The 25,121-nt window shown below is 65.9% G+C and carries 26 protein-coding genes and 1 pseudogene; 10 read left to right on the top strand and 17 right to left on the bottom strand.

Features of this window, described 5'->3' with window-relative positions:
- Nucleotides 1–29: 29 nt before the first annotated feature.
- Nucleotides 30–779 carry a glycine-rich domain-containing protein gene (locus tag AC1RL5_RS14910; protein WP_123430968.1) on the bottom strand — a complete coding sequence of 250 codons (750 nt, stop codon included), beginning with the start codon at nt 777–779 and terminating at the stop codon, nt 30–32.
- A gap of 207 nt (nt 780–986) precedes the next feature.
- Between AC1RL5_RS14910 and AC1RL5_RS14905 the strand changes: the two genes are divergently transcribed.
- Nucleotides 987–2,213 carry a DUF2599 domain-containing protein gene (locus AC1RL5_RS14905; protein WP_011060782.1) on the top strand — a complete coding sequence of 409 codons (1,227 nt, stop codon included), beginning with the start codon at nt 987–989 and terminating at the stop codon, nt 2,211–2,213.
- A gap of 133 nt (nt 2,214–2,346) precedes the next feature.
- Here the strand turns inward: AC1RL5_RS14905 and AC1RL5_RS14900 are convergent, their stop codons facing one another.
- Entirely contained in the window at nt 2,347–3,969 is a 1,623-nt protein-coding gene (locus AC1RL5_RS14900; RefSeq protein ID WP_011060783.1) for an MFS transporter, read from the bottom strand.
- A gap of 195 nt (nt 3,970–4,164) precedes the next feature.
- Nucleotides 4,165–5,811: a GMC family oxidoreductase gene (locus AC1RL5_RS14895; RefSeq protein ID WP_072452313.1), complete on the bottom strand. Its 1,647-nt coding sequence runs from the start codon at nt 5,809–5,811 to the stop codon at nt 4,165–4,167.
- Nucleotides 5,812–5,942: 131 nt separating this feature from the next.
- On the opposite strand from AC1RL5_RS14895, the gene AC1RL5_RS14890 reads away from it, so the two are divergent.
- Nucleotides 5,943–6,836, top strand: coding sequence for a LysR family transcriptional regulator (locus AC1RL5_RS14890; RefSeq protein ID WP_492589624.1), 894 nt, complete (start codon nt 5,943–5,945; stop codon nt 6,834–6,836).
- A gap of 6 nt (nt 6,837–6,842) precedes the next feature.
- Here the strand turns inward: AC1RL5_RS14890 and AC1RL5_RS14885 are convergent, their stop codons facing one another.
- Entirely contained in the window at nt 6,843–7,778 is a 936-nt protein-coding gene (locus AC1RL5_RS14885) for a phytanoyl-CoA dioxygenase family protein (protein WP_103408080.1), read from the bottom strand.
- A gap of 180 nt (nt 7,779–7,958) precedes the next feature.
- Nucleotides 7,959–9,473 (bottom strand): MFS transporter, encoded by a 1,515-nt coding sequence (locus tag AC1RL5_RS14880; RefSeq protein WP_492589622.1) that lies wholly within the window; start codon nt 9,471–9,473, stop codon nt 7,959–7,961.
- A gap of 155 nt (nt 9,474–9,628) precedes the next feature.
- Between AC1RL5_RS14880 and AC1RL5_RS14875 the strand changes: the two genes are divergently transcribed.
- Nucleotides 9,629–10,258, top strand: coding sequence for a TetR/AcrR family transcriptional regulator (locus AC1RL5_RS14875; protein ID WP_015635232.1), 630 nt, complete (start codon nt 9,629–9,631; stop codon nt 10,256–10,258).
- A gap of 31 nt (nt 10,259–10,289) precedes the next feature.
- Nucleotides 10,290–10,664, top strand: coding sequence for a hypothetical protein (locus tag AC1RL5_RS14870; RefSeq protein ID WP_019094398.1), 375 nt, complete (start codon nt 10,290–10,292; stop codon nt 10,662–10,664).
- Nucleotides 10,665–10,700: 36 nt separating this feature from the next.
- Here the strand turns inward: AC1RL5_RS14870 and AC1RL5_RS14865 are convergent, their stop codons facing one another.
- The 6 genes from AC1RL5_RS14865 to AC1RL5_RS14840 all read right to left on the bottom strand — a co-directional run bounded on the left by AC1RL5_RS14865 (nt 10,701) and on the right by AC1RL5_RS14840 (nt 17,292).
- Complete coding sequence (locus AC1RL5_RS14865) at nt 10,701–11,741, bottom strand: DUF6602 domain-containing protein (RefSeq protein ID WP_011060790.1); 1,041 nt, start codon at nt 11,739–11,741, stop codon at nt 10,701–10,703.
- A 16-nt stretch (nt 11,742–11,757) separates the two neighbouring features.
- Complete coding sequence (locus AC1RL5_RS14860; RefSeq protein WP_072452309.1) at nt 11,758–12,864, bottom strand: DNA alkylation repair protein; 1,107 nt, start codon at nt 12,862–12,864, stop codon at nt 11,758–11,760.
- 285 nt (nt 12,865–13,149) lie between these two features.
- Nucleotides 13,150–14,973: a monovalent cation:proton antiporter-2 (CPA2) family protein gene (locus AC1RL5_RS14855; RefSeq protein WP_011060792.1), complete on the bottom strand. Its 1,824-nt coding sequence runs from the start codon at nt 14,971–14,973 to the stop codon at nt 13,150–13,152.
- A gap of 150 nt (nt 14,974–15,123) precedes the next feature.
- Nucleotides 15,124–15,648 (bottom strand): hypothetical protein, encoded by a 525-nt coding sequence (locus AC1RL5_RS14850; RefSeq protein ID WP_123577580.1) that lies wholly within the window; start codon nt 15,646–15,648, stop codon nt 15,124–15,126.
- A gap of 9 nt (nt 15,649–15,657) precedes the next feature.
- Entirely contained in the window at nt 15,658–16,668 is a 1,011-nt protein-coding gene (locus AC1RL5_RS14845; protein ID WP_123577581.1) for a M48 family metallopeptidase, read from the bottom strand.
- Nucleotides 16,669–16,692: 24 nt separating this feature from the next.
- Nucleotides 16,693–17,292: a LemA family protein gene (locus tag AC1RL5_RS14840; RefSeq protein WP_072452305.1), complete on the bottom strand. Its 600-nt coding sequence runs from the start codon at nt 17,290–17,292 to the stop codon at nt 16,693–16,695.
- Nucleotides 17,293–17,477: 185 nt separating this feature from the next.
- Between AC1RL5_RS14840 and AC1RL5_RS14835 the strand changes: the two genes are divergently transcribed.
- The 4 genes from AC1RL5_RS14835 (at nt 17,478) to AC1RL5_RS14820 (ending at nt 19,185) form a co-directional block, all read left to right on the top strand.
- Nucleotides 17,478–17,909 (top strand): DUF4265 domain-containing protein, encoded by a 432-nt coding sequence (locus AC1RL5_RS14835; protein ID WP_072452304.1) that lies wholly within the window; start codon nt 17,478–17,480, stop codon nt 17,907–17,909.
- A 23-nt stretch (nt 17,910–17,932) separates the two neighbouring features.
- Nucleotides 17,933–18,325 carry an Imm10 family immunity protein gene (locus AC1RL5_RS14830; RefSeq protein WP_072452303.1) on the top strand — a complete coding sequence of 131 codons (393 nt, stop codon included), beginning with the start codon at nt 17,933–17,935 and terminating at the stop codon, nt 18,323–18,325.
- 76 nt (nt 18,326–18,401) lie between these two features.
- A complete protein-coding gene (locus AC1RL5_RS14825) occupies nt 18,402–18,740 on the top strand; it encodes an FKBP-type peptidyl-prolyl cis-trans isomerase (protein WP_011060802.1) in 339 nt (112 codons plus the stop codon).
- A gap of 22 nt (nt 18,741–18,762) precedes the next feature.
- The gene (locus AC1RL5_RS14820; protein WP_072452302.1) at nt 18,763–19,185 is read left to right on the top strand and encodes an NUDIX hydrolase; all 423 of its coding nucleotides are present in this window, start codon (nt 18,763–18,765) and stop codon (nt 19,183–19,185) included.
- 8 nt (nt 19,186–19,193) lie between these two features.
- On the opposite strand, the gene AC1RL5_RS14815 is transcribed toward AC1RL5_RS14820, so the two are convergent.
- Entirely contained in the window at nt 19,194–20,216 is a 1,023-nt protein-coding gene (locus tag AC1RL5_RS14815; protein WP_072452301.1) for a sensor domain-containing diguanylate cyclase, read from the bottom strand.
- A gap of 126 nt (nt 20,217–20,342) precedes the next feature.
- On the opposite strand from AC1RL5_RS14815, the pseudogene AC1RL5_RS14810 reads away from it, so the two are divergent.
- A pseudogene (locus AC1RL5_RS14810) lies at nt 20,343–20,603 on the top strand (cation transporter); the annotation flags it as partial.
- A 29-nt stretch (nt 20,604–20,632) separates the two neighbouring features.
- Here the strand turns inward: AC1RL5_RS14810 and AC1RL5_RS14805 are convergent.
- Nucleotides 20,633–21,253, bottom strand: coding sequence for a LysE family translocator (locus tag AC1RL5_RS14805; protein WP_185021769.1), 621 nt, complete (start codon nt 21,251–21,253; stop codon nt 20,633–20,635).
- 119 nt (nt 21,254–21,372) lie between these two features.
- Between AC1RL5_RS14805 and AC1RL5_RS14800 the strand changes: the two genes are divergently transcribed.
- Complete coding sequence (locus tag AC1RL5_RS14800; protein ID WP_053150902.1) at nt 21,373–22,305, top strand: LysR substrate-binding domain-containing protein; 933 nt, start codon at nt 21,373–21,375, stop codon at nt 22,303–22,305.
- A 13-nt stretch (nt 22,306–22,318) separates the two neighbouring features.
- Here the strand turns inward: AC1RL5_RS14800 and AC1RL5_RS14795 are convergent, their stop codons facing one another.
- The 4 genes from AC1RL5_RS14795 to AC1RL5_RS14780 form a co-directional block, all read right to left on the bottom strand.
- Nucleotides 22,319–22,822 (bottom strand): GNAT family N-acetyltransferase, encoded by a 504-nt coding sequence (locus AC1RL5_RS14795; protein ID WP_011060808.1) that lies wholly within the window; start codon nt 22,820–22,822, stop codon nt 22,319–22,321.
- Between the two features lie 152 nt (nt 22,823–22,974).
- On the bottom strand, nt 22,975–23,466 hold the full coding sequence (locus AC1RL5_RS14790; RefSeq protein WP_019094385.1) for a DUF1543 domain-containing protein: 492 nt from the start codon (nt 23,464–23,466) through the stop codon (nt 22,975–22,977).
- A 94-nt stretch (nt 23,467–23,560) separates the two neighbouring features.
- Entirely contained in the window at nt 23,561–23,908 is a 348-nt protein-coding gene (locus AC1RL5_RS14785) for an antibiotic biosynthesis monooxygenase family protein (RefSeq protein ID WP_015635252.1), read from the bottom strand.
- Nucleotides 23,905–25,044 carry a cytochrome P450 family protein gene (locus tag AC1RL5_RS14780; RefSeq protein WP_207239088.1) on the bottom strand — a complete coding sequence of 380 codons (1,140 nt, stop codon included), beginning with the start codon at nt 25,042–25,044 and terminating at the stop codon, nt 23,905–23,907. The genes AC1RL5_RS14785 and AC1RL5_RS14780 overlap by 4 nt, the downstream gene beginning before the upstream one ends.
- Between the last annotated feature and the right edge of the window lie 77 nt (nt 25,045–25,121).

Below are 25,121 nucleotides of genomic sequence, written 5' to 3'. Positions count from 1 at the left end.
CGCCTCAAGGTGCCGCTCTTTGGCGAATTTCAGTCACCACCCCCGCCGCCACAACCTCCGCCCCCGCAGCCACTGCTGTCGCCCCCGCCACCATCGCTGCCACCACTGTCGCCATCACCGCCGAAACGCGAGCTGTCGCTGTCGCTGCTGCTGCCGGAAGAGTCGCTGTCCAGGGAGCTGCTGTGCAGCTCGCTGCCGCAGTGCACCAGGGTGGCGCTGCCGCCGTTGTCGGTCAGGCGGCGCAGGGACTGGCAGTCGGCGACGTAGTGAAAGCCCCCGGCGATCTTCAGCTTGGTGTCCAGGGCGAACAGCAGTGGCAGGCGGCTGGGCTGGGCCGGGTTGATGTTCTCTTCCAGGCAGGCCTGGCGCCAGACCCGGCGCAGGCCGTTGTCGCTTTGTTGCGCGGCGTTCTGGCCGAGCACCGCCGCTGGGGTGTGGTGGAGGAACTGGCCGAAGGCCTGGTTGCAGAACTGCTGGTAGTCCCGGGTATGCAAGATGAATTCGTGCCACAGGTCGTCCACCACCTGGGACGGCATCGACACGTAGCGCTGGCCGCTCTTGAGGTAGGCGAGAAAGAACTGGCGCAAGCCCTGGGCCACCAGCTGGCAGTCCTTGAGGTTCAGGTGTGGGTGCTGGGTGCGCAGGGGCTCGAACAAGCGCGGCGGCAGGGTGAAGTTGCGGATGTGGGCTTCCCGACGCAAGGCCGTGAGGGCTTTCTGACGGCGCCAGAACACCAGGATCAGGGCCAGGGCCACCACTGCGGGCAAGATCAACAGCATGTTCGGTCTCCGCCGGAAAAAGTGCCGAGACAGTGGCGCAATGCGGCGTTTTATTCAAGCCATCGCCGTGCGCCTGCTGCCGGTGGTGGGGATCGGGGACACAGGCCGGGAAAAGTCCATCAGGGCCAACCAGCGCTTCTATCTTCTGCTTATTGCCGGACCACGACTTGGCTGGCCAGGGTTTACACACCACACGGAAGTCACCCCATGAAAGCACGCAGAACCCCCATTGCCGTTGCCATCGGCCTCGCCGGCCTGTGCCTGTTGCCCACGGTGCAGGCCGATCAGGGCAGCGACACGGTGGCCCGCCTCAACCAGTTGTACAACGACACCCGCCAGGATTGCGGCGGCCCGTCGAAACCGGCATTCCTGTGTTCCGGGGTGCTGTTTCGCGCCACCTGGCCGTCCACCGACTACCAGTTCTACAGCATCAGCCCGAAAAGCCAGGCCAGCGGCGGCGTATCGGCGTCCTACCTGCGCAAGGATTCGAAGTTCCGCAAGCTGGCCTACGGACTGCAGAGCGGCTTCATCTTCGACACCATCTTCGGCAACCCCAAGGATCACCAGGACTATGCGGTGCTCTGTTCCTTCCCCATCGACGCCGCCACCGACGACCGCGGGCAGCAGGGCTGCACCGACTCGCGGCGCACCCCGGGCAATGTCGAGAAATACTGCCACGAGATCGGTGTGACCACCGCCGAGCAATGGGGCGCCAACTACCGACAGAACCGTGGCGACCACTCGCGCCAGTGTTCCTTCGATGTACGTGACGAACGCAACAGCGCCGCCGGCCCGGCGTTCTACCAGAGCATCCGCTCCATGGCGCAGATCGCCGCAGAATCCTTCGGCACTCAGAATGAGCTGCGCCTGGCCAAGTGGGAGGAAAAACCGCCGCAATCGCCCTCGATCCTGGCCCTGTTCTACACCGAGGATGGCGGCCTGGAAGGTGCGCGGCTGAACCAGATCCAGTGGTACAAGGCCGTGCAGCAGTACCTGCCGGTGATCAACATGAAGCTGCCGCAGACGCCGGCGCAGGACGCGAGTTTCGTCTACGACAACAAGAAGCAGGTGATCTACCCGATCACCGAGAAGAACAGCTGCGATCGCTATGTGCAGAGTGCGGTGTGGATCGAACGTGATGACCCGGGCTTCGGCAAGAAAGTCATGACCCTGGAAGTCACGCCCACCGATTGCGGGCGCAACGTCAAGGACAACCAGACCAACAACTTCTTCAACGAACTGGCCAGCGACCACTACCTGGACGCCCAGTGGAAGAACAACCCGGACAACCGCGACAGCAGCGTGGGCAGCATGCGCCGGCAACTGGTCTGCCACTTCAACATCGCCCGCAACAAGCCGGAGTGGAATCTGGAGCCTTCACGGCCTTACACCTCCAACGAAGACTCCATCGCCAAGGGCTGCAACAACACCTGAGGCCCGCCAGGCCGCCTTCGCCGGCAAGCCGGCTCCTACGGGCTCCCTGCACTATCACCGACCACCGTAGGAGCTGGCTTGCCAGCGAAGAGGCCCGCAAGACCGCCCCCGTCGGCAAGCCCGAGCACGCTGCTCAGTTGTGGTTGATGTCGACGTCCCGGGTTTCCCGCAGGCACAACAACCCCACCACCAGGCTGACCCCGGTAATCAGCACCGGGTACCACAGGCCATAGAAGATATCGCCGGTGTAGACCACCAGAGCAAAGGACACGGTCGGCAGGAAACCGCCGAACCAGCCGTTGCCGATGTGGTAGGGCAGGGACATGGAGGTGTAGCGGATACGGGTCGGGAACAGTTCCACCATCAGCGCCGCCAGCGGGCCGTAGCACATGGCGGCAATCAGGATCAGCGCGACGATCAGCACCACCACCATGGTCTTGTTGACGTTCTGGCTGTCGGCCTGCTGCGGATAACCGGCCAGGGTCACTGCGCCGCGCAGGGCGGCCTCGTCGAAGCCGTTGATCTTCACATCACCGACGCTGACCTGCACCGGGCTGCCGGCGGGGGCGGCGATGCTGCTGTAGGGCAGGCCCTGCTTCACCAGGAAGGTCTTGACCTTGTCGCAGGGGCTGTCGAAGCGCGCCTTGCCCACCGGGTCGAACTGGAAGGTGCAGGTGGCCGGGTCGGCGGTGACGCTGATGGGCGCCTGGCGGCTGGCCTGGTCGATGGCCGGGTTGGCGTAGTGGGCCAGGGCCTTGAAGATCGGGAAGTACAGCAGCGTGGCCAGCAGCAGGCCGAGCATCAGCACTGGCTTGCGGCCGATCTTGTCCGAGAGCCAGCCAAAGAAGATGAACATCGGCGCGCCGATCACCACGCTGATGATCAGCAGGCTGTTGGCCAGGGCCGGGTCCATCTTGAGGAACTGGGTGAGAAAGAACAAAACGTAGAACTGCGCGGCATAGAAGGTCACCGCCTGCCCGGCATTGATGCTGAACAGGGCGATCAGCACCACCTTGAGGTTTTCCCACTTGCCGAAGGATTCGCGGATCGGCGCCTTGCTGGCGCGGCCTTCCTCTTTCATTTTCAGGAAGGCCGGCGATTCGTGCAGGCTCATGCGGATCCAGGTGGAGATGCCCAGCAGCACGATGGACAGCAGGAACGGCAGGCGCCAGCCCCAGACCTCGAACTGGTCGCCGGTGAAGTAACGGCAGGCCAGCACCACCAGCAGCGACAGCAGCAGGCCCAGGGTCGCGGTGGACTGGATCCAGCTGGTGTGCAGGCCGCGCTTGCCCTGGGGCGCGTGCTCGGCCACGTAGGTGGCGGCGCCGCCGTACTCGCCGCCCAGGGCCAGGCCCTGGAGCATGCGCAGGGCCACCAGGATGATCGGCGCGGCGATGCCGATGCTGGCGTAGTTGGGCAACAGGCCCACGGCGAAGGTCGCGACGCCCATGAGGATGATGGTGGCAAGGAAGGTGTACTTGCGCCCGATCATGTCCCCCAGGCGGCCGAACACCAGGGCGCCGAAGGGGCGCACCACGAAGCCGGCGGCAAAGGCCATCAGGGCGAAGATGAAGGCCGTGGTGTCGTTGACCCCGGCGAAGAACTGCTTGCTGATCACCGCCGCCAGGGCGCCGTAGAGGAAAAAGTCGTACCACTCGAACACCGTGCCGAGGGACGACGCGAAGATGACCTTCTGGCTGCCCTTGGCAGTGGAGTCCTGCAGGGGCGCGTTCAGGGGCTGTGCGTGTTCTGACATAGGGGGCTTCCTTACAGTGATTATTGTTGTTGTTCCACTGCCGACGCCGTTTCCGGCGCCGCTGTTGCAGATTCACCGCGACTGCACGATGAACCCTCGTTTCCCTCATCCGTAGGAGCTGGCTTGCCAGCGAAGAGGCCCGTGAGCCAGGTGCCGGCCTTGGGGGTTCCTTCGCCGGCAAGCCGGCTCCTGCGCTCATGCCGGGGTGGCGGGCTCCTTGTGCTGGACGGTGCTCCTGGGGACGCTGGCAAGGATCAGTTCAGCGGCCTTTTCAGCGATCATCAAGGTCGGTGAGCAGGTATTGCCCGAGGTGATGCGCGGCATGATCGAGGCATCGGCGATGCGCAGCCCCGCAATGCCGTGCACCCGCAGTTGTGCGTCCACCACCGCCTGGGCATCGCTGCCCATGCGGCAGGTGCCCACCGGATGGAAGATGGTGGTGCCGATGCGGGCCGCGGCCTCATGCAGTTGCTCGGTGCTTTGCAGCTCGGGGCCGGGCAGGTATTCGCTGGGCTTGAAGGGTTGCAGGGCCGGGGCGCTGACGATGCGTCGCGTCAGGCGGATGGCGTCGGCGGCGACCCTCAGGTCCTCGGGGTGGCTCAGGTAGTTGGGCTGGATCAGCGGCGCATCGCCGGCCTCCACGGAACGGATCTCGACCCGGCCACGGCTCTGCGGGCGCAGGTCGCAGACCGAGGCGGTAAAGGCCGGGAAGGCGTGCAGCGGTTCGCCGAAACGCTCCAGGGACAGCGGCTGCACGTGGTACTCCAGGTTGGCCCGGGTCTGTTCCGGGCCCGAGCGGGCAAAGGCGCCGAGCTGGCTGGGGGCCATGGACAGCGGACCGCTGCGGTCATACAGGTAGCGCAGGCCCATGCCCATCTTGCCCCACAGGCTGCCCGCGATCTGGTTCAGGGTGCGGGCGTTCTCCAGCTTGTAGATCAGGCGCAGTTGCAGGTGGTCCTGCAGGTTGCCGCCCACCCCGGGCAGGGCATGGCTGACGCCGATCCCCAAGCGTTGCAGGAGCGGCGCCGGGCCGATCCCCGAGCGCTGCAGGATGCTCGGCGAGCCGACGGAGCCGGCGCAGAGGATGATCTCGCGGCGCGCCTTGAAGTTCTCCAGGCGCCCCTGGCAACTGGCCCGCACCGCTGTGGCGCGGCCGTCCTCGAGGATCAGCCGCTGCACCTCGATGCCGGTCAGCACCACCAGATTCGGGCGCTGGGCGATGGGTTTGAGAAAGGCCTTGGCGGCGTTCCAGCGCACCCCGGCCTTCTGGTTGACCTGGAAGTAGCCGCAGCCTTCGTTGTCGCCGCCGTTGAAGTCGTCGATGTTGCGAATGCCGCTCTGCTCGGCAGCGCTGCGAAAGGCATCGAGGATCGGCCACGACAGGCGCTGGCGCTCGACCCGCCATTCACCGGCGGCGCCGTGCAGTTCGCTGCCGCCGGCAAAGTGGTTCTCGCTTTTCTTGAACAGCGGCAGCACCTGGTCCCAGCCCCAGCCCGGGTTGCCTTCAGCGGCCCAGCTGTCGTAGTCGGCAGCCTGGCCGCGCATGTAGATCATGCCGTTGATCGACGAGCAGCCTCCCAGCACCTTGCCCCGCGGGTAGCTCAGGCTGCGGCCCTGCAGGCCGGGCTCGGCCTCGGTCTTGAAGCACCAGTCGGTGCGCGGGTTGCCGATGCAGAACAGGTAGCCCACGGGGATGTGGATCCAGGGATAGTTGTCGCGGCCACCGGCTTCCAGCAGTAGCACACGGTGCTGGGGATTGGCCGACAGGCGATTGGCCAGAAGACAGCCGGCGGGGCCGGCGCCGACCACGATGTAGTCGTAGGCGTCAAAGGCAGGGAGCATCCTTAACCTCGTTTTTCGTTCTTATTGGGAGCCATCCTAGTTGTTAGCTTTCGTTAAAAGAATGTTAGTTTTTACCCACCCGCTGTGTGTTTTCTAACAGCGTTGGCCTTCGACTCCGGCAAGGAAACCTCATGTTCGACTGGAATGACCTGCGCTTCTTTCTTGAGCTGCAACGCAGCGGCCGCCTGCTGACCGCCGCGCGACGGCTGAACACCACCCACGCCACGGTGGCCCGGCACATCGAGGCGGTGGAGAAGGCCCTGGGCGCCGCGCTGTTCGTCCAGCACGCCCAGGGCTACGAGCTGACCCCAGCCGGCGAAGCGCTGCTCAAGCACGCCGAGGCCATGGAAAACGTCGCCTTGCTGGTGCAGGAAGAGATCACCCAGTCCAGCGCGCCCCTGGGCAAGATCCGTGTCGGGGTCACCGAGGGACTGGGGGTGAAGTTTCTCGCCAGCCGCATGGTTGGGCTGTTCGAGCGGTATCCGGGGCTGGAAGTGGAACTGGTGGCGGTGCCGCGCTTTGTCAGCATTCTCAACCGTGAGGCGGAGATCAGCATCCACCTGGAGCGCCCCAGCGCCGACATGCTGGTGACCCGCAAGCTCACCGACTACCGCCTGGCGCTGTACGCCAGCCAGGCCTACCTGGACCGCGCGCCGCTCTTGCGCAGCCGCGAGGACCTGGGCCGGCATGCCTGGATCGGCTACGTCGATGATCTCTTGTTCAGCCAGGAGCTGATGTTCCTCAACAGCTTCTGCCGCAACCCCCAGGTGGTGTTCCACAGCACCAGTGTCATTGCCCAGCAGGAAGCGGCCCGTTCCGGCCTGGGGATCGCCGTGCTGCCGTGCTACATGGCCGCCGCCGACCCGCAACTGGTGCCGCTGCTGCCGGCGGAAAGCATCCAGCGCGCCTACTGGATCAGCACCCGCCGCGAGCTGCACAAGTCGGTGCGGCTGCGGGTGGTCTGGGATTACCTGGTGGAGCAGTGTGCGGCGCAGCAGCAGGTGCTGCTGGGGCCTGGGATCTAGCCTGGTTCAGAGGATCGGCCCGCAATGGACCGAGCTGCGGATCGGTGCCCCGGGCGTGATATCGACGAAGCGCGAGCCGTAGGACACTGGGTTCAGCGGGCCACCGTCCAGGCCCATGCCCAGGCCACCGGCGCTGCGGGTTTCGCCTTCCTGCATCAGTGGATCAAGGCATGCGCGCCAGTCCAGCAGGCGCAGGGTCACAGCCTGGCGGCGTTCCAGGTCGCCGGCCAGCAAGGGGCTGGAGCGGTGCCACAGGTACTTGCTGAACAGCAGGGCGTCGCCGGGTTCGAACGAGTCTTCGATGCGCTGTGCTTCGAAGCTGTCGGTGAGCATCCCGGGCGTGCAGTAGGTCTGGTGCAGGTGCGCGGAAAATTCGGCCACCGACTCGCCCCGTGCCAGTTTGCCTGCCAGCAGGCGCGAGAACTGAAAATTCTCCTGGGCCGAGAATTGCGACAGGGGCACCCAGGCCATGCCGCCACCTTGCACTTCGGGGCGGATCGGCTGCAACGGCATCCACAGGCTGAAGGCCGGGTCCTGGGGGCGGATGTAGCGAAAGTTCAGCGAGTCGTAGTGCCAGGCAAAGCCCGAGCGTCCCACCCCCAGCTCGAAACTCTGGGCCTCGCTCATGATCAGGCGGCAGCCGCTGAGGCGGGTCAGCACCTGGGCGAAGGCCGGTTGCCGGTAGAGGCGTTCGAGGATGCCGACCTGGGTCACCCGGTGGGTCAGGCGACTGAAACCGTCGCCATGGGCCGAGGTGCCCGAGGAGGTCGGGCGCAGTTGGCTGTTGGCCAGCTCGCGCAGTTGCAGGATGGCCGCAGGCGTCAACAACCCCCGCAGCTTGATGAAGCCACGCTCCTTGAAATGCCGTAGATCGTCCTGGTCCAGGCGTAGCGGGTTGACCAGGGCAGGGGTGGTGTCAGGCAGGACCGGTGGCAGGTTCACGGGGGTATTCCATTACCAGGGGACAAGGCCCTTGAGTATGGACAGTGCGCGCTGGGGCGACAGGCTGGATTCGACCTTGAGCAACGCCTTTGCGACATCGGGCAGGGAGGATGGCGCCTTAGTCGTCAGGCCGGATGTAGCGGTCCCGGGCCTGGAGGGTCGGTGCCACCACGGCGCTTGTCAACGAGCCGGCCCGGTGCCGGGGCTGCCGGCAGGCTCGCGGACCGCTTGCTGGCGAGTTCCCAGCAACAGCCCCATGGCCAGCAGGCTGGCGCAACCGGCCAGGGCCATGGCCAGGCCAAATCCGCTGGTCATGGCGGCGCCATAGAGGTCGGCGAACAGCGGGTCGTGCAGCGGCAGGCGGTGTTCGGTCACCGCTTGCCGGGCCAGTTCGGCGGCGCCGTCGAACCCGGCCGCGGCGCCGGATTCGCTGAGCACTTGCACTGCCCGGGTGCTCATCAGGCTGCCGAGCAGGGCGATGCCGACGCTCATGCCGGTCTGGCGCAGGGCGTTCATGCTGGCCGAGGCGATGCCGGCGCGCTCTGCCGGTGCGCAGGCCATCACCACCAGCCCGGTGGCCGGCACCGCCAGGCCCATGCCCAGCCCCAGCAGACCGAACAGCGAACCCACCCGCCAGTAGGGCGTGTGGGCATCGAAGCCGGCCATGGCGCTCATGGCCAGGCCTACCAGGCCATAGCCGCCAACCATCAGCCAGGGCAGGGGAATGCGCTGGTGCAAGCGGCCAAAGAACATCGATACAACACCTGTGACCACGAACTGCGGAAGCATGCGCAGGCCGGTGTCGGCGGCGGACCAGCCCTGGATCTGCTGCAGGAAGATCGAGAAGAAGAACAGGCTGCTGTAGCAGGAAAACCCGAGGATGAACGAGGCCAGGTTGGCCACCGCAAAGGGTCGCTGGCGAAACAGGGTGATGGGCACCAGAGGCCGCTGCACTCGACGCTCGACCTGGATCAGGGCCAGCAGCGCCAGCGTCGCCAGCAGCAATGAGGTGAGCGCCTCGCGGCTGCCGAAACCGTCCTCGCCAGCGACGATCAGGCCGTAGGTCAGGGCCCCGAGGCAGAGCACGCTGAGGATCTGGCCCAAGGGGTCGAGCGCGGCGTGCTGGGGGTGCTTGCGCTCGCTGATGCCCCAGCCGCCCAGGGCCAGGGCCAGCAGGCCGATGGGCAGGTTGATCAGGAAAATGCTCTGCCAGCCCAGGTGCTCCAGCAACAGACCACCCAGCAGCGGGCCGAGGATCAGGGCCAGGGCACTGAAGGCCGACCAGCCGCCGATCACGTGGGCCCGTTGCCGAGGCTCGGGAAAGGCGTGGCTGAGGATCGGCATCGCCCCGGGAATCAGCAGGGCCCCGGCCAGCCCCTGCACTGCGCGCCCGGACAGCAGCAGCGAAAGCTCCTGGGCCAGCGCGCACAGCGCCGAGCCGAGGCAGAACAGCAGCACACCGATCAGCCAGCAGCGCTTGTGGCCGTAGCGATCCCCCAGGGGGCCTGCCGAGAGCATGAACGCCGAGAGGCAGATGGCGTAGGCATTGACCACCCATTGCAGGCCGCCCAGGTCGGTGGCCAGGGCCTGCTGCAAGGTTGGCAGGGCGACGTTGACGATGCTGATGTCGAGGGACGCCAGGAAGGTCCCGAGGTAGGCGGCGGCGACCAGGGCCGGGCGACGATAGCGCTGCATGGTGTATCTCCCGCAAGGTCTGGAATGGGCTTGCAGGGCGAGCATAGTATTTTGACTGACCGTCGGTCAATGGAGAATGAAAAAGATTCTCAACTCTCTTTTCCTCCACAAATCCCCTAGAATGGCGGCCTTTGTCGAACAGCCCGGATTCGTTCATGAGTGTCAAAACCTCCCCGGTTGCCAAGCGCGCTGCCCAGCCGCGGCCGCGCACCAAACCGGCCGAAGTGCGCCTGGAAGAGCTGATGGCCGCCGCCCAAGACCTGTTCCTCAGTCAGGGCGTGGAAGCCACCACCATCAGCGAGATCGTCGAGCGCGCCGAGGTGGCCAAGGGCACCTTCTATCACTACTTCCAATCCAAGAACGACATGCTGGTGGCCCTGGGGCAACGCTATACCCAGCACTACCTGCAGCGCCTGGAGCAGGCGGTGGCGGCCTGCCCCGAGGACGACTGGGTGGCGCAGCTCAGCAGCTGGATCCGCACCAGCGTGCAGGCCTACCTCGACACCTACCGCCTGCACGACATCGTCTACCCCAACCACCATCATCACGACCGCGGCAACCCGGAAAAGAACGCGATCCTCGAGCAGTTGCTGGGCCTTCTCGAAGGCGGCCAGCGCGCCGGCTGCTGGTCCCTGGCCCAGCCAGGGGTGATCGCTTCGCTGATCTACGCCGGGGTGCATGGCGCCACCGACGATGTGATCGCCGCCGGCGAGGACGATGGCCGGGCCCTGGCCGAGGCCATTGTCCAGGCGTGCCTGCGCATGCTGGGCCTGCCTCCTTCTTGATGTTTCCACGGGTAAAAGGAACGACCCTGCAATGAAAAAGATCAACCTCATTCTCGGCGCCGCGCTGGCGCTGTACCTGGCGTACCAGGCCTATGGCTCGTTCTACTACGGCACGCCGTATCAGGGCCGCGACTACAGCGCCGACCAGGCCTTCTACTACCAGAAGTACCGCTTGTTCAGCTGGCGCACCTGGATTCCCACCATGACCATGCCCGGCGATGGCGACAGCTCGCGCTACAGCGTTGGCGGCTACCTGCGGGTGTTCAAGGCCGACGGCACGCTGGTAGGGCAGTCCTATGACGGCTGCATCGCGGTGGTGGAAGTGTTCTGGTACGACGACGCAGTGGGCGGCTTCGGCTGCAGCGAGCACTTGATCGCGCTGCCCACGAAGGCCACGACGGGCTGAGCGCCCAGTCGCGGTTTGCGGGCCCTGTCGATCGCTTCAGGCCCCGGCCTTCCACAAGCCGAACTTGCCCGCCAGATCCAACTTGGGATCACGCACCCGGGTCAGGTTGATCGCGGCGCCGGACCAGCCGCCCTCCATCTCTTCAGTCAGGTGGTATTTCAACAGGTTGTACTGGATCGCCGTCCCCCCCAGTTGCTGGTAGCCGATGCGTGAGGTCACCGCCTCCAGCAAGCTGGAAATCAGGTATTGCAGCGGCGTTTCGTAGGCCTTGATGGCGATGCCGTAGTCGAAGCTCTCAGCGTTGCTTTCGCGAAAGCAACCGAAGAATTCCTGCTTGCTCATGCTGCTGGACATGGCCGTGTTGTAGCTCTGGCGACAGGCCTCCAGGTCGGCGGCGCCGGGCCGGGGCAGGGCCAGGTGGTTGTTGAGGTTCTTCAGGGTCACACAGCCCTGGGTGGCAATGACCTCGGGCATCAGGGTCACGTCCAGTTCACCGGCACGGTCGGGGATGTTGTGCCAGGCGTTCAGGCTGTTGCGCAAAAGCTCCAGGCTGCTGCCGGGGTAGCCTCGATACCCGTACACATAGGCTGGCGGCAGCACCAGGCCCATGACCGAATTCATCTGCGACACCGTCAGGTTCTGATAGTCGCGTCCATAGATGCGGGCGCTGTACTCGTCCAGGGAGTGGCGCAGCACCGAGGGCTTGAGGTTGCGCACCGACTTGCCGTTCTCCAGCGCCTCGAACAGGCTCTTCTCGTTGAGTTGGGACTTGACCTCCACGGTGGCGATCACCCCTTCGATCAGGTACACGTCCGCCGAGCCGAAGGTACGCAGCGTGGGGAAATCGTTGCGGTAGATGATCAGGTCGATCTGCTTGGAGATGCTCCCTTCGGAGTCGATGATCTGCCCGGCACCGATGCTGATGTTGCTCGGCAGAAAGCGCTTGAGGACGTCACGGATGAAACTCTCCCGGGCGTCACCGAGGACGCCGGAGTGGCTGGCGATGGTGCTGCTGACGCTGAAGCTGCTTTCCAGGACCCGGGCGATGGATTTCGCCCATTTGCTGATGATTGCCATGGGGCTTCCTTGGGGGTCAGGGGACGAGCAAGTCGAAATGGTCTGTGGCCAGGGGTTCGCCGTTGACCAGCAATCGCACGCCGTGGCGCCCCGGATAGTGGCGGCGGGTGGTCAGTTCGCGGATCTGCTGGCTGCGGCCAAGCTCCACCTGGGCCAGGCCTTGCAGGGTGAAGGTCTTGAGCTTGAACACCTTGCTCGCGGTGGCGCCGGAGGCCTTGACGTAGTCGATGGCGTAATCCACCACCAGGCGCTGTTCGTGCGAGCAGGTGGAGACCAGGGTCAGGGACAGGTTGAGGCTGTCCCCCAGGCGCAATTGCCCGGGGGCCACCTGGAAGCGGCAAACCTGGACCTCGGCCCGGGCCCCGGCGCCGATCAGCGCCAGGGCCCGGCGGTCGCCCTGCTTGATCAGGCTGCGCAAGGCATGACGGGCGATCCAGGCACTGTGCGGCTGCTCCAGGGGCCAGCCTTCAAGACGTTCCAGGACCCACTGCGGGTGCTCTTTGGTGATGTCGTTGAGGTGGTTGGCCACCGACTTGCGCACGTACAGGCTGGGGTCATTGCGCAGGCGTTCGAGGATCGGCGCCGCCAGTTGCGGGTCGGCCTGCAACTGTTCCAGGCGGAACGACCAGGGCAGGCGCGGGCGGCTGCCTTCGCTGGCCAGGCGGCGTACGTGTTCATCGCTGTCCGTGGCCCACTCGTGCATCACGGCCAGCGTGCGCTGGCAGTCCTGGCGCAAGAAGTGGCGCACGGCGAACTCCGATGAGCCGAAGCCGGTGAAATACTTCAGCGCCGCCATGGACAGCTCGAAGTCATGCAGGCCGTAGCTGGCCACGTAGTGGGGCAGGAAGATGCACACGAAGCGGCTGTTCAGGCGCGGCGCCAGGGCTTTCAGCAGCTCCAGGCTGCTGGGGTAGTCCAGGTCCAGCACCTGGTGCAGGCTCTCGCTGACCCGGGCCAGGCGCTGCATCAGCGACAGCTCGGCGAGGCCGTGGCCGGCCCGTTGCAGGAACCCCTGGCGGTCGAAGGCCGGATGCACCGTGTGCATGGCGTCGGCGATATGCATCAGGCGCTGCTGGTTGAAGATTTCCTTGAGGGCGGGGGCTTGCTCTTGGGTAGAACTCATGGGGCGTATCCATTCAAAGCCGGGGCGGCGTCCACTCTACACGCCCTCTGCTGACAGAATCTGTCGGTAGCCGCCGGAGGGCGTGTTGCGTCATGCAGATCGTTTTCCGGTGTTGCTGAGGCCGCCTTCGCCGGCAAGCCGGCTCCTACGGTGTGTCGTGCCGGGCCTGTAGGAGCTGGCTTGCCAGCGAAGGGGACACCACGGCCCTCAGATCATTCCCCGGCGTCCTTGAGACCGCCTTCGCCGGCAAGCCGACTCCTGCGAGGTGGCGCAGGGCCTGGCGCCTCAGCGCATCGGCGGCAGCGGGCTTTCGATCTGTTCGTCCTGTTCGTCGGCTTCGAACAGCCGGGCCAGTTCGGCGCGGGCTTCCTGGGCGCTTTGCAGGACCTTGGCGGCGTCGTCGTAGACGGCATGCTGGGCCGCCAGCAGTTGTTCGTCGTGCTGGGTGAAACGCTGGATCCGCGAATCGGCCTGGGCCTGGCTCAAGCCCAGCCCCACCAGGGTGCGGCGGCTCATTTCCAGGCTGGAATAGTAGGTCTCCCGCACCGCCTGGGCCCCCAGGTCCACCAGCCGGTGCACGTGCTGGCGGTTGCGCGCCCGGGCGATGATCTTCAGGTGCGGGTAGAGCCGGCTGACCTGCTCGGCGGTCTTGATATTGGTTTCCGGGTCGTCGGTGGCAATGACGAAGTACTCCGCTTCGCCGACCTTGGCCGCGCTGAGGATCTCCGGGCGCAACGGGTCGCCGTAGAACACCGGCATGCCGCCGAAACTGCGGATCAGTTCGATGGTTTCCACCGAGGTGTCCAGGGCCACGAAGGGCACTTTCTGTGCCCGCAGGATACGCGCCACGATCTGCCCCATGCGGCCCATGCCGGCAATTACCACCCGCGGCCCGTCGGAATCGATCCGGCGGTACTCGGCGGGCATTTCCACCGGCTTGGCCTTGGGTTTCAGCCAGCGGGTGCAGGCCAGCAACAGCAGTGGGGTGAGGGCCATGGACAGGGTGATGGTCAGCACCAGCAGGTCATACAGGCGGGGCTCGAACAGGCCCTGGTCGCGACCGATCTTGAACACCACGAAAGCGAACTCGCCGCCCGCCGCCAGCACCACCCCGAGGCGCACCGCACTCTCGCGTCCCAGGCCACCGGCCAGGCGCCCGACCACGAACAGCAGCGGCAGCTTGAGGGCGATCAGCAGCAGGGTCAGGCCCAGCACCGCGATGGGCGCGCTGAGCAGCAGGCTGATATTGGCGCCCATGCCGACGCTGATGAAGAACAGCCCCAGCAGCAGGCCCTTGAAGGGTTCGATCTGCGCTTCCAGCTCGTGGCGGTATTCCGAGTCCGCCAGCAGCAGGCCGGCGAGGAAGGCGCCCAGGGCCATGGACACGCCCACCAGGTCCATCAGCCAGGCGGTGCCGATCACCACCAGCAAGGCAGTGGCGGTGGAGACTTCCGGCAAGCGGGTCTTGGCCACGATGCGAAACACCGGGCGCAGCAGGTAGCGCCCGCCCACCACCACCACGGCGATGCTGCCCAGCACTTGCAGGCCGTGGCGCAGGTCCTCGGCGCTGCTGGTGTGGTGATCGCCACCGGCCAGCACCGGGACCATGGCGATCAGTGGAATGGCGGCGATGTCCTGGAACAGCAGGATGGCGAAGGCCATGCGCCCATGAGGGCTGTTCAGCTCCTTGCGTTCGGCCAGGCTTTGCAGGCCCAGGGCGGTGGACGACAGGGCCAGGCCCAGGCCCAGGACAATGGCACTGTTGAGCGACTGGCCGAACAGAAACAGCGCCACCACGCCGATCAGCATCCCGGTCAGCAGCACCTGGGCCAGGCCGACGCCGAACACCGCCTTGCGCATCACCCACAGGCGCTTGGGCGACAGCTCCAGGCCGATGATGAACAACAGCAGCACCACCCCCAGTTCGGAGATATGGCTGACGCTCTGGGGGTTGCCCACCAGGCCCAGCACCGAGGGGCCGATCAGCACCCCGGCCAGCAGGTAGCCGAGCACGGCCCCCAGTTGCAGGCGCTTGGCCAGGGGCACGATGAGCACGGCGGCGCAGAGGAACACGACGGCGGCTTGTAGCAGGTTGCCTTCATGGGGCATGGGCAGGACTCCAGGTAAAACGCTGCGCGGAAGGTTCCATGGCTGATGATAGACAGCCATCGGTGACGCTTTCAGCGGCGGTTGATCGCCGCGATGATCGGCGCAAAAAAATGAATGCAGGACAAAGGCCGTGGCCGGGTTTGCGGTCCTTCAGAGCAGGTCGCGCCAATGGCTGTGGGCCCCCTGGGTGTCAGATGGCAATTGGTTGAGCAGGGCAGTGGCGTCATCGCCCTGGTTGTAGAAAACCACAAAGTCGCCGCTGTCGAAGTCGATCCGGAAACCGCAGAGAAAGGTGCGTCCCAGTTCTGGCCAGTTGTCGAACAGCCCCTGCACCCGGACGATCAATGCGCCCTGCAGGTGGCTGGCCGCCAGCCTGGGCAAGAGGTCGCGGGCCTCCCACGCACAGCGCACGCCGGCCTCGAGTTCAAAGCCCTCAGGCAGGCGCATGGGCCTTTGTGCGGCGCCGACGCTTTCCCCGTCAGCGAGCAGGAACAGGCTGACCTGGCTGCCGTCCTGGCCATCCAGTTGCAGGGCGCCACAGTCATCGGTCAGCACCTGCCCGTTGTACAGATACTGGGCGTGGGTCAGTGCCTGCAGGCGCCGGCCCAGCAGACTGGCGGCGGCCTGGAGGTGCTCGGGTTGTGCGGCGGGATTCAGGCGTGGATCGTCAGGCACGTGGGATTCCTACAGGGGGGCAAAGCGCCCATCCCACTGCGGGTCCAGGCGCTGGATGCGCGCGGCCAGCGGTGGGTGGGTGGCCATAAGGCGGCCCAGGCGCAGTTTCACCCCCTGGTGAAAATACAGGTGGCTGTACTGCGCGGCGGCGAAGGCGCGCAGGCGCGAGCCGGCGCTGCTGCCGCCGATCTTTTTCAGGGCGCCGGCAATGCCCTGGGGGGTGCGGGTGAACTGCACCGCCGAGGCATCGGCGAGAAACTCGCGCTGGCGGCAGATGGCGGCCTTGATCAGGTTGCCCAGCAGGCTGCCCAGGGAGCCGAAGACCAGCAGGGCCAGGCCCAGCACGGCGAAGATGATCTGCCAGAAGAAGCGGTGGCGGTCGCTGCCCAGGTGCTGCTTTTCAGCCTGGCGCAGCACCGCGATGCCCGCCAGGCTGAACACCAGTAGGCCGTGGATCACGGCCAGCAAGCGGGTGTTGAGGCGCATGTCGCCGTTGTGAATGTGGCTGAACTCATGGGCCACCATGCCCTGCAACTCGTCGCGGTCCAGGTGGATGAGGGCTCCGCGGGTGATGCCGAGCACGGCCTGCTGTGGGGTCAGTCCGGCGGCGAAGGCGTTGATTGCGTCTTCCGGCAGCACATACACCGCAGGCATGGTGGCGCCCGAGGCCAGGGCCATTTCCTCGACGATATTGAGCAGGCGCTGTTCCTCGCTGCCCCGGGGCGAATCGTTGATCAGGCGCCCCCCCAGGTGCTCGGCGATCACCTTGCCGCCGGCCCGCAGGCGCCAGGTCTTGTACCAACTGCCCAGCAGCACCACCAGCAGCATCAGCAGCGCCACGACGGCCACTGCGGTCCAGCTCAAGACCTTGGGCTGCTTGTATTCCTGGCTCAGCTCGCGCCATGCAAGGCCCAGCCCCAGGCTGCTGAGGCTGACCAGGGTGGCTACCGCCAGGATCATCAACAGCACCAGCTTGAGGGTGTGGCGCCGGGCTCGGGCCTGGTGTTGAAAGAACTTCATGCAGGTTTCCGGGGGCAGGTGCAGTTACTGGAAGGAGACTTTGCTGGCGTCTTGAATGCGCGCGCTGTCGGCAAATTGCAGCAGGGCGGCATCGGCCCGGTGGCCGAACAGCCCGGCGAAAAACAGTGCCGGCACCCGCTGCTTGCACAGGTTGTAGTCGGTCACTGCATCGTTGAAGGCCTGGCGCGCGTAGGCGACCTTGTTCTCGGTGCTGGTGAGCTCTTCGCTGAGTTGCGCCATGTTCTGCGAGGCCTTGAGTTCCGGGTAGGCCTCCAGGCTCAGGTGCAGGCGGTCGAGGACCTGGTCCAGGGCACCCTGGTCCTGGCCCAGGCGGGCGATGCGTGCGCTGTCGCCGGGTTGCGCGGCGGCGGCTTGCAGGCTATCCCGCGCGCTATTGCGCGCCTCGGCCAGGGCAGTCAGGGTCTGGCGCTCGTGCTGCAGGTAGCCCTTGACGGTTTCCAGCAGGTTGGGGATCAGGTCGTAGCGGCGCTTGAGTTGCACCTCGATCTGGGCGAAGGCATTGCGCAGACGGGTACGCCGGGTGGTCAGGCGGTTGTAGAGGCTGACCAGGTACAGCGCCAGAGCGGCGAGCAGCACCAGGGCGACGATATCGGCGGTGGCCATGGGATGTCCTTATCGAGTGAGGCGTGGGGGCGGCAATGGTAACGGAATCTTCCTGTTCGGTGACACACCTTCGCTGGCGACTCGTCAATGATTGCCAAGGGCCGGCAATTCTGCGAAAAAGCGCTCGGCTTGCGCGGGGGCCGAAGGGCACCGCTGCCTTTTATTCAATGAACCAGGGACAGGTGATGGACAAGATCATGCTCAGGTTGACGGTGGTGGACGACTATCCGCCGGTGGCCAGCGAAGGGGTCTGGGCCGAACGCCAGCCCGATGGCCTGTACCGTATCGCCAACCTTCCGTTCTACTCCCAGGATGCCTGTTACGAGGACGACGTCGAAGTCCAGGAGGAGGCCGATGGCCTGAAGTGGTTCAGGCGGGTCGGGCGCAGCAGTGGCAACAGCACGTTGCGCCTGGTGTTCTTTGACGTTGGCAGGGCCCGGACCCCCGAGGTGCTGGCGCGGATCAACGCCCTGGGCTGCAGCTGGGAGGGCATGAGCAAGGCGTTCTTTGCTGTCAATGTGCCTGCCTCGGTGTCGCTGGACAGCGTGCTGGAGTACCTGCAGGAGTGCTTTGAGCAGGGTTGGCTGGATTATGAAAGCGGGCTGTTGCGCCAGTGACCGCGAATAAGGAGCAAGGAGCGATGAGTTTGAAATTTCATGCCACTGGCTACAGTGCCTGCACTGAAGACGAGGTGCAGATCCTGGGCTTTGCCGACGACGGGCAGCAGCCCGAGCACTACCTGCTGTTGCAGCGCGCCGAATGCTTTGACGAGCAGGACCGGCAGTTGGGCATGGATACTTACCATGTGGAACTGGGCGGCCAGGCAGTGTCCGGCTATGGCGGCATCCGCCAGGTGCTGCTGGCCCCGGGCCGCCTGACCCTGCATTTTGGCGATTCCCAGGCCTGGTGCCGGGGCTTGCCCAGCCTTGAGATCAGCTGGAAGCCGGGGCTCGCCAGCGTCGAGGAGGTCGCGATGGCGCTGGGGGCGATCTTTCTCGATACCGATACCCTGATCGAGGTGGCGCCACAGTGATTGCCAAGCCGGGGCAATTCTGCGAAAAAGCGCGCCGCAGTCCCGTGACGGGGCAATGCTTGAACGGGAGTGAACCATGAGCGACGAATTGCAGGTCATCGATATCCAGCCGGGCGACGGCAAGGCTGTGGTCAAGGGCGCCTTGATCACCACCCAGTACCGGGGCTTTCTGGAGGACGGCAGCAGCTTCGACTCCTCCTATGATCGTGGCAAGCCGTTCCAGTGCGTGATCGGCACCGGCCGGGTGATCAAGGGCTGGGACCAGGGCCTGATGGGCATGCAGGTGGGCGGCAAGCGCAAGCTGCTGGTGCCGGCGCACCTGGGTTATGGCGAGCGTTCCATGGGCGCCATCCCGCCCAATTCCAACCTGATCTTCGAGATCGAGTTGCTGGAAGTGCTGACCCGGGACGATTGAAGGCTTGAGGAGCGAGGGGCCGATGCGTGCCAATAAAGCCTGCCCGGTGGTGCTGCGCCATTCCACCGAGCTGGAGATCCTGGCTTTCCGCCATCCGCTGGCCGGCCTGCAACTTGTCAAGGGCACGGTGGAGGCGGGGGAGTCCACGGCTACTGCAGCCGTTCGCGAGCTGGCGGAAGAGGCCGGTGTCCAGGCCGGGGAAAGCGGTTTCCTGGGGCTCTGGCATTCGGGTTTCTGCGGCCAGGTGTGGGCTTTCCATGAATGCCGGGTGCCAGCGCCGTTGCCGGAAAGCTGGAGCCATTTCACCGCGGATGACGGCGGCCATCGGTTCGAGTTTTTCTGGCAGCCCCTGGCCAGCCTGCCGTCGGAGCAATGGCACCCGCTGTTCCAGGGCGCCCTGGGATTCCTGCGCCAATGCCTGCTGGGCGAAGGCGCCGAGGCCTAGGCAGCGGCTTATTGCCCGAGACGGTAGTGGTTGTTGCCGCTGCGCTTGGCCTCGTACATCGCCTGGTCGGCGACGTGCAGCAACTGGTCTATGCGCCCGCCATGGTCGGGAAACATCGCCACTCCCAGGCTGCTGCCGATGCTGTGGCGATGGCTGTCCACTTCCACCGGCGGCGACAGCTGGCTGAAGATCTGCTCGCCGATGCGCCGGGCCTCTTCGGCCAGGTCGAGCCCCGGGGCCAGGCCTTCGAGAATCACCACGAATTCGTCGCCGCCGATACGCGCCACGGTGTCGCTGGCCCGCAGGATGCCTTGCAGGCGCTGGGCGGTAGCGCTCAGCACCTGGTCCCCGGCGGCATGGCCGTACTGGTCGTTGATCGCCTTGAAGCCATTGAGGTCGACGAACACCAGGGCCACCCGGGTCTGGTCGTGACGGGCCTGTTCCAGGGCCCGGGACAGGCGCTGTTCGAGCATCAACCGGTTGGGCAGCCCGGTCAGCCGGTCGAAATGAGCCAGTTGCTGCAACTGGCTGGTGGAGACCTTTTCGTCGGTGATGTCGCGCACCACACCCATCATCTTGATGGTGGCGTCGTGCACGTTCTTCACCACATTGCCGGTTTCCCGCAGCCAGTGGACGCTGCCATCGGGCCACACCACGCGGTACTCCTCATCATGGTTCTCGCCCGTCTCCAGGCAGCGCAGCTCGCCGGCGCGGACCCGTTCCCGGTCCTCGGGGTGCACGCAGGAACAGAACAGCTCGTAGGAGGGCACTACCTGGCCAACCTGGAAGCCGAACATGCCGTAGATCGCCTCCGACCAGTACAGGCGCTGGGTATCGACCTCCCAGTCCCAGGTGCCGATCCGCGCAAAATACTGGCTGCGCTTGAACCGTTCGGCGTCGTCGGGTCGACCTTCGGCGAGCCGTCGATAGACCTGCAACTGGGCCTGGGCCCGGCGTTCACGGCGCCATAGCCACAGCGCCAGCAGCACCAGCAGGAAGATCACGCACAGCAGGGACCAGACGGCAATCATCGGAGACTGGACAACATGGAAAGGCAGGGTCCTGAGGGGGAGAGTGGCACTTGGCTATGTTAATCCACCGCATCGGTTGCGCCGCAGCTTTTTTCGCTTGCCGGGCAGGGCGTTTGTGCGAATGACCGGACTGCCTTGATCAAGTCCAGCGCCGCGGTGCTGCTCGATGCCAGCGATGAGCAGGTGGCCGGGCAGATCCGCGCATCGGTGGAAGGGCCGGGGGATGCCAGTATCGTCGACCTGCACGTGTGGCAGGTGGGGCCCGGGGCCCGGGCGGCGATTGTCAGTGTGGTGGCCCGGGCCTCGCTCAGTGCCGAGACCGTGCGTGCGCGCCTGGCCGCGCTGCCCGGGCTGTCGCACCTGACCCTGGAATTGCGCAGCGTCTGAAGCCGGGCGCCTCAGGTGGCGCCCGGGCGCTACAGTTCCAGCAGCGAATAGGCCAGCCCCACCACGGCCACTGCCAGCAGCACCAGGCTCGACACCCCCGTCACCAGGCGCTTGTACTTCAGCGAGAAGCCCTGGCGCGCCACCAGGATATAGGCCCCCAGCACCGCCAGGTCGATCAGTACCCAGACCAGGGTCAGCAGCAGTGCGCTGTGTTCGAAGGTGCGGCCGACCTGGATGAACTGGGGGAAGAACGAGACAAAGAAGATGATGTCCTTGGGGTTGCCGATGCCCACCACAAAGCCGGTGGCCAGGCCCCTGCCGCGTCCGGCCAGGTTTTTTTCCGGTGCTTGTGCAGCGGGTTGGGCGGCGGCCTCGCGCAACCCCTGCACGGCCAGCCAGGCAATGAAGCAGCAGCCCAGCACGCTGATCCAGTGGATCAGCCGTGGGTCCAGGGCCAGCCCGCCGGAGAGCATCAGCACCGCCAGCAGGGCCAGCAGCAACGACGCCGCGTTGGTGCCCAGGGCGGTCAGCAGCGCCTGGCGCGGGCCGGCGTTCATGCTGGTGCTGACGATCAGCGCCACCACCGGCCCCGGGGTCGCCACCAGCATCAGCACGCTCAGGGTATAGGCCAGCAATAACGACATGTTCACATCCACCCGGCAACTCCTCGATCATTGGCAAAGGCCCTAGCCTGAAGGCTTGAGCCTGCGTTGAAAAACGCAAAAAGCTGTGACCTACTATGATTTTTAATCATGCTGAGTGCTTGCCGATGGTCGAGTCCCTGCCGCCGCTCTATGCCTTGCGCGCCTTTGAAGTGGCGGCCCGTTCCAGCTCCTTCACCCGGGCCGCAGAGGAGCTGTCCCTGACCCAAAGCGCCATCAGCCGGCATATCCGCACCCTGGAAAGCCAGTTCGGCTGCCGCCTGTTCGAGCGCCACGGCCCCAGGTTGGTACTCACTGACGTCGGGCAGCGCCTGGCCCGGGAGCTCAAGGCGGGGTTCCGGATCATCGAGGACGCCTGTCTGCCGCTGCGCAGCGGCAGTGGCCAATTACGCCTCAAGGCCCCTTCGACACTGACCATGCGTTGGCTGCTGCGGGCCCTGGACCAGCTCAAGCACCAGCAGCCGTCGCTGGCGGTGCAACTGGCCAGCGTGTGGATGGATTTCGATCATGTGGATTTTCATGCCGAGCCCTATGACTGCGCGATTCTGCTGGGCAACGGGCAGTTCGGCGCCGGGGTCGAGGCCTGCAAGCTGTTCGATGAGTGGCTGATTCCCATCGGCCCTCCGGAGGCTGTGGATGCGCCGCCCTGGACCCTGGAACGGCTCAGGGAGGCGCCACTGATCCACCCTTCGGCGGACCGCCGCGACTGGCGGCGCTGGCTACAGGCCCAGGGCCTGCTGGGGCAGGTACGGCTGGACCGGGGCAACGTCTTCGACACCCTGGACCAGGCGATCTGCGCGGCCATGCGTGGCCACGGGCTGTCCATCGCCGACCTGTACCTGGTGGCCGAGGATATCCGCCAGGGCCTGGTCAGCCTGCCGTTTCCCCGTGCGCTGGCCTCGGGGGACGGCTATTACCTGGTGTGGCTGCGGGACAGCCCGCGCCGGGAACAGATCGACGGCCTGCGCGCCTTTCTGCTGGAGCAAGTGGTATCCATCGATGACCTTGAACTGGCTGACCTGACGCCTGGCGCGGGCTGATGGCGGGGCCGCTTCAACGGCGCAGCATGACCCAGTCGCGGTGCAGGTCGGCGCCGCAGGGGAACAGGGTTTCGCCGACCCTCACAAAGCCGTTGCGCTGGTAGAAACGGATCGCCCGGGCATTGTGTTCGTTGACGGTCAGGCGCAGGGGGCCGGGTTGTTGTGCCAGGGTCTGTGCCAGCAGGAACTGGGCGGCGCCACTGCCATGGTGGGCGGCATCCAGGTAGCAACGGGTCAGCTCGGCGATGCCGTCGGCACCGGCCACCCCGAGGTCCTGCGGGTGCAGGTTGACCAGGCTGTAGCCGATGACCCGGTTGTCATCGAGCAGCACCCGCAACTGTTTGCCGGGGGCTTCCAGCAGTGCGCTGAAATGTTCGGGCAGCAGGTTTTCCTGGATAAAGGCCTCGATCTCCGTTGCCGGGGTGTCCGGCGGGCAGGCGAGGGCAAAGGTCTGGCGGGCGATCTGGCTCAGGCGCTGGGTGTCGTCTTGCTGTGCGTTGCGCAAACATAGCGGCATGGCTCTGCTCCCTGAAGAAAAACGCCAGCATAGCCGGCCTGCGCGCGCTTCACTGGCCAGTCAGCCGGTTGCCACAGGATCACACCGCCCCTGTAGGAGCTGGCTTGCCAGCGAAAGGGCCCGCAAGACCGCCTTCGCCGGCCAGCCGGCGGCTACAGGATGATGTAGTCGTTGTGCTGCACGATGCCCTGGTGAGGGCCCTTCACCAGGTGCACGTAGCGGCCGTCCGCCAGGTCGATGGGCAGGCAGTCGTCGACGTCCAGCAGGGCATCGGTGTGGGATTTGTGCCAGTGGGCAAGCATCTGCTGCTTGCCTTTGGCCTTGGCCTGCGCCTTGTCCCGGGCCACCACCAGCAGGTAACGGTGGGCTTCGCCGAAGGTCGCTGCTTCATAGCCGCCCAGGTTGATGAAGTACAGGCGCGGCGCATCCGCCGCCGGGGCCAGGGCGCTGAGTTCGAGCCTGTAGTCGTCGATACCGTCCACCCGCATCCATGAGTCGATGTGCAACCCCGCCGGGCTGCCGAACCAGCCTTCGCGCAGTTGCGGGTAGGCCGCTTCGAGGCTGTCGGCGACCACGAACTGCACATCATGGACTTCGATTTTCGCTCTGGGGTGCTTGCCCCCCAGCATCACCACAAACAGCATGCAGGCTCCTTGTTTCGGGCTAGGTGGTGGCGCGTGCCGCCACCGCGGGCGCACGTTTTACCTCAAGCCGGGCGCCGGGCCAAGGCCAACGGTGTCAGCGGCCATGCAACCGGCGGCTGTCCGCAGGGGCCTGGCAACGCTCTTGCAGTCCATAGTCGCGCAGCACCGTCGCCACCCGAAGCCGGTAGTCGGCAAATACCTCACCGCGGCCCCGGGCCTGCGCCTGGCGGTGGCATTCCAGGTTGCGCCACTGGGCCACGGCCTGCTCGTCACGCCAGAACGACAGGGACAGCAGTTTTTCCGGCTGGGCCAGGCTCTGGAAACGTTCGATGGAGATGAAACCGTCGATCTCCTCCAGCTGGTTTTTCAGCCCGGCCGCCAGCTCCAGGTAGGCATCGCGCTGGCCCGAAGCTGGCAGTACTTCGAAGATCACCGCGATCATTGTTCGGCCTCCCCGCGGTCGCTGAACAGCGGAATGCGCCCGTTGACCGAGGCCTGGTACTGCCAGTCCAGGGCCAGTGCATCCAGGCCGGGGCCTTGCAGCAGGGCGTGCAACAGGCACCGGACTATGCCCAGGGCCAGCTCCCGGCCAGGGCAGCGGTGGGCTCCGGCGCCGAAGCTGAAGCCCTGATGCGCCGGGTTGCTGCCGGTAATGGCGGCTAGCGCCGGGTCCTGGTTGGCCGCGGCCAGCAGCACCAGAATGGTTTCGCCGGCTTGCAGTTCCACGCCGTGCACGGTGCAGGGTGCGGTGACGAAGCGCCGGGTGTTCTGCACCGGCGGGTCCAGGCGCTGGCGCTCCAGCAGCCAGTCGCCCAGCAGGCCCGGTTCCTGGCGCAGGTGCTGCTGCATGGCCGGTGCAGCCAGCAGGGCGACCAGGCTGTTGCCGACCAGGCCGGCGCAGGCGTCATGGGTCTGCGCCAGCAGGCCCGCCAGATTGGCCCGCAGGTCCGCTGGAGCAAGCTCACCACTGCGGTCGAGAATCTGCCGCAGCAGCGGGCTGTGTTGCGGGGCCTGCACCAGGGCCTGCATCTGCGCGTCCAGCTCCAGTGCTGCCCGGTCGGCGGCCTGCAATCGGGGCTGATCGCTCAGGGGCGAGAAGCAGGCGACGAATTCCCCGGTGCGCCGGGCGAGTGTTTCGCACTGTCCGGCGGGTACGCCAAGCAGGCTGGCCAGCAACGCCACCGGCAGTACGAACTGCCAGCGTTGCAGGTCGGCGGCGCAGGCCGGAGCCACGAGGGCCGGTTGCCACCTGGCCAGATGGGCCTCCAACCCGGCGGTACAGAGACCCTGCAAGGCCGGCTCGATGGCCGCACGCGGGCAACGCTGGCGCGGGCCATCGTTCATCCGCATCAGGCGGCCGAACAGCTGCCCGGCCGGCCTTCCGGCAATTGCCTGGGGTACCGGCTCGGTACTGGGGCGCACCTGGCAGGCCGGGTGGTCGAGCACCGCTGCCACCGCCGCGGCGCTGCTGGCGACCCATAGCCTGAGGGCGCAATCGTAGGTCAGGCCGCCCCGGGCGCGGAGGCGGGTGTAGTAGAAGTACGGGTCTGAGTGGGTAGCAGCGCTGATCGCGTCCATGATTTATCTCTTTGTTCTGCAGATATCCAGGCTGCTACTATCCTGACCCTTTCGAAGACACGATTCGTCAGGGAGCG

Source organism: Pseudomonas sp. GW822-FHT06D10 (assembly GCF_058799535.1).
The sequence above is the reverse complement of the archived record's forward strand: the minus strand, read 5'-3'. Positions and strand labels throughout refer to the sequence as shown.

Excerpts from the sequence above, each read along its gene's own strand:
- AC1RL5_RS14910 (WP_123430968.1), bottom strand. The coding sequence starts at position 779 with ATGCTGTTGATCTTGCCCGCAGTGGTGGCCCTGGCCCTGATCCTGGTG.
- AC1RL5_RS14905 (WP_011060782.1), top strand. The coding sequence starts at position 987 with ATGAAAGCACGCAGAACCCCCATTGCCGTTGCCATCGGCCTCGCCGGC.
- AC1RL5_RS14900 (WP_011060783.1), bottom strand. The coding sequence starts at position 3,969 with ATGTCAGAACACGCACAGCCCCTGAACGCGCCCCTGCAGGACTCCACT.
- AC1RL5_RS14895 (WP_072452313.1), bottom strand. The coding sequence starts at position 5,811 with ATGCTCCCTGCCTTTGACGCCTACGACTACATCGTGGTCGGCGCCGGC.
- AC1RL5_RS14890 (WP_492589624.1), top strand. The coding sequence starts at position 5,943 with ATGTTCGACTGGAATGACCTGCGCTTCTTTCTTGAGCTGCAACGCAGC.
- AC1RL5_RS14880 (WP_492589622.1), bottom strand. The coding sequence starts at position 9,473 with ATGCAGCGCTATCGTCGCCCGGCCCTGGTCGCCGCCGCCTACCTCGGG.
- AC1RL5_RS14875 (WP_015635232.1), top strand. The coding sequence starts at position 9,629 with ATGAGTGTCAAAACCTCCCCGGTTGCCAAGCGCGCTGCCCAGCCGCGG.
- AC1RL5_RS14870 (WP_019094398.1), top strand. The coding sequence starts at position 10,290 with ATGAAAAAGATCAACCTCATTCTCGGCGCCGCGCTGGCGCTGTACCTG.
- AC1RL5_RS14865 (WP_011060790.1), bottom strand. The coding sequence starts at position 11,741 with ATGGCAATCATCAGCAAATGGGCGAAATCCATCGCCCGGGTCCTGGAA.
- AC1RL5_RS14860 (WP_072452309.1), bottom strand. The coding sequence starts at position 12,864 with ATGAGTTCTACCCAAGAGCAAGCCCCCGCCCTCAAGGAAATCTTCAAC.
- AC1RL5_RS14855 (WP_011060792.1), bottom strand. The coding sequence starts at position 14,973 with ATGCCCCATGAAGGCAACCTGCTACAAGCCGCCGTCGTGTTCCTCTGC.
- AC1RL5_RS14845 (WP_123577581.1), bottom strand. The coding sequence starts at position 16,668 with ATGAAGTTCTTTCAACACCAGGCCCGAGCCCGGCGCCACACCCTCAAG.
- AC1RL5_RS14840 (WP_072452305.1), bottom strand. The coding sequence starts at position 17,292 with ATGGCCACCGCCGATATCGTCGCCCTGGTGCTGCTCGCCGCTCTGGCG.
- AC1RL5_RS14835 (WP_072452304.1), top strand. The coding sequence starts at position 17,478 with ATGGACAAGATCATGCTCAGGTTGACGGTGGTGGACGACTATCCGCCG.
- AC1RL5_RS14830 (WP_072452303.1), top strand. The coding sequence starts at position 17,933 with ATGAGTTTGAAATTTCATGCCACTGGCTACAGTGCCTGCACTGAAGAC.
- AC1RL5_RS14825 (WP_011060802.1), top strand. The coding sequence starts at position 18,402 with ATGAGCGACGAATTGCAGGTCATCGATATCCAGCCGGGCGACGGCAAG.
- AC1RL5_RS14820 (WP_072452302.1), top strand. The coding sequence starts at position 18,763 with ATGCGTGCCAATAAAGCCTGCCCGGTGGTGCTGCGCCATTCCACCGAG.
- AC1RL5_RS14815 (WP_072452301.1), bottom strand. The coding sequence starts at position 20,216 with ATGATTGCCGTCTGGTCCCTGCTGTGCGTGATCTTCCTGCTGGTGCTG.
- AC1RL5_RS14800 (WP_053150902.1), top strand. The coding sequence starts at position 21,373 with ATGGTCGAGTCCCTGCCGCCGCTCTATGCCTTGCGCGCCTTTGAAGTG.
- AC1RL5_RS14795 (WP_011060808.1), bottom strand. The coding sequence starts at position 22,822 with ATGCCGCTATGTTTGCGCAACGCACAGCAAGACGACACCCAGCGCCTG.
- AC1RL5_RS14790 (WP_019094385.1), bottom strand. The coding sequence starts at position 23,466 with ATGCTGTTTGTGGTGATGCTGGGGGGCAAGCACCCCAGAGCGAAAATC.
- AC1RL5_RS14785 (WP_015635252.1), bottom strand. The coding sequence starts at position 23,908 with ATGATCGCGGTGATCTTCGAAGTACTGCCAGCTTCGGGCCAGCGCGAT.
- AC1RL5_RS14780 (WP_207239088.1), bottom strand. The coding sequence starts at position 25,044 with ATGGACGCGATCAGCGCTGCTACCCACTCAGACCCGTACTTCTACTAC.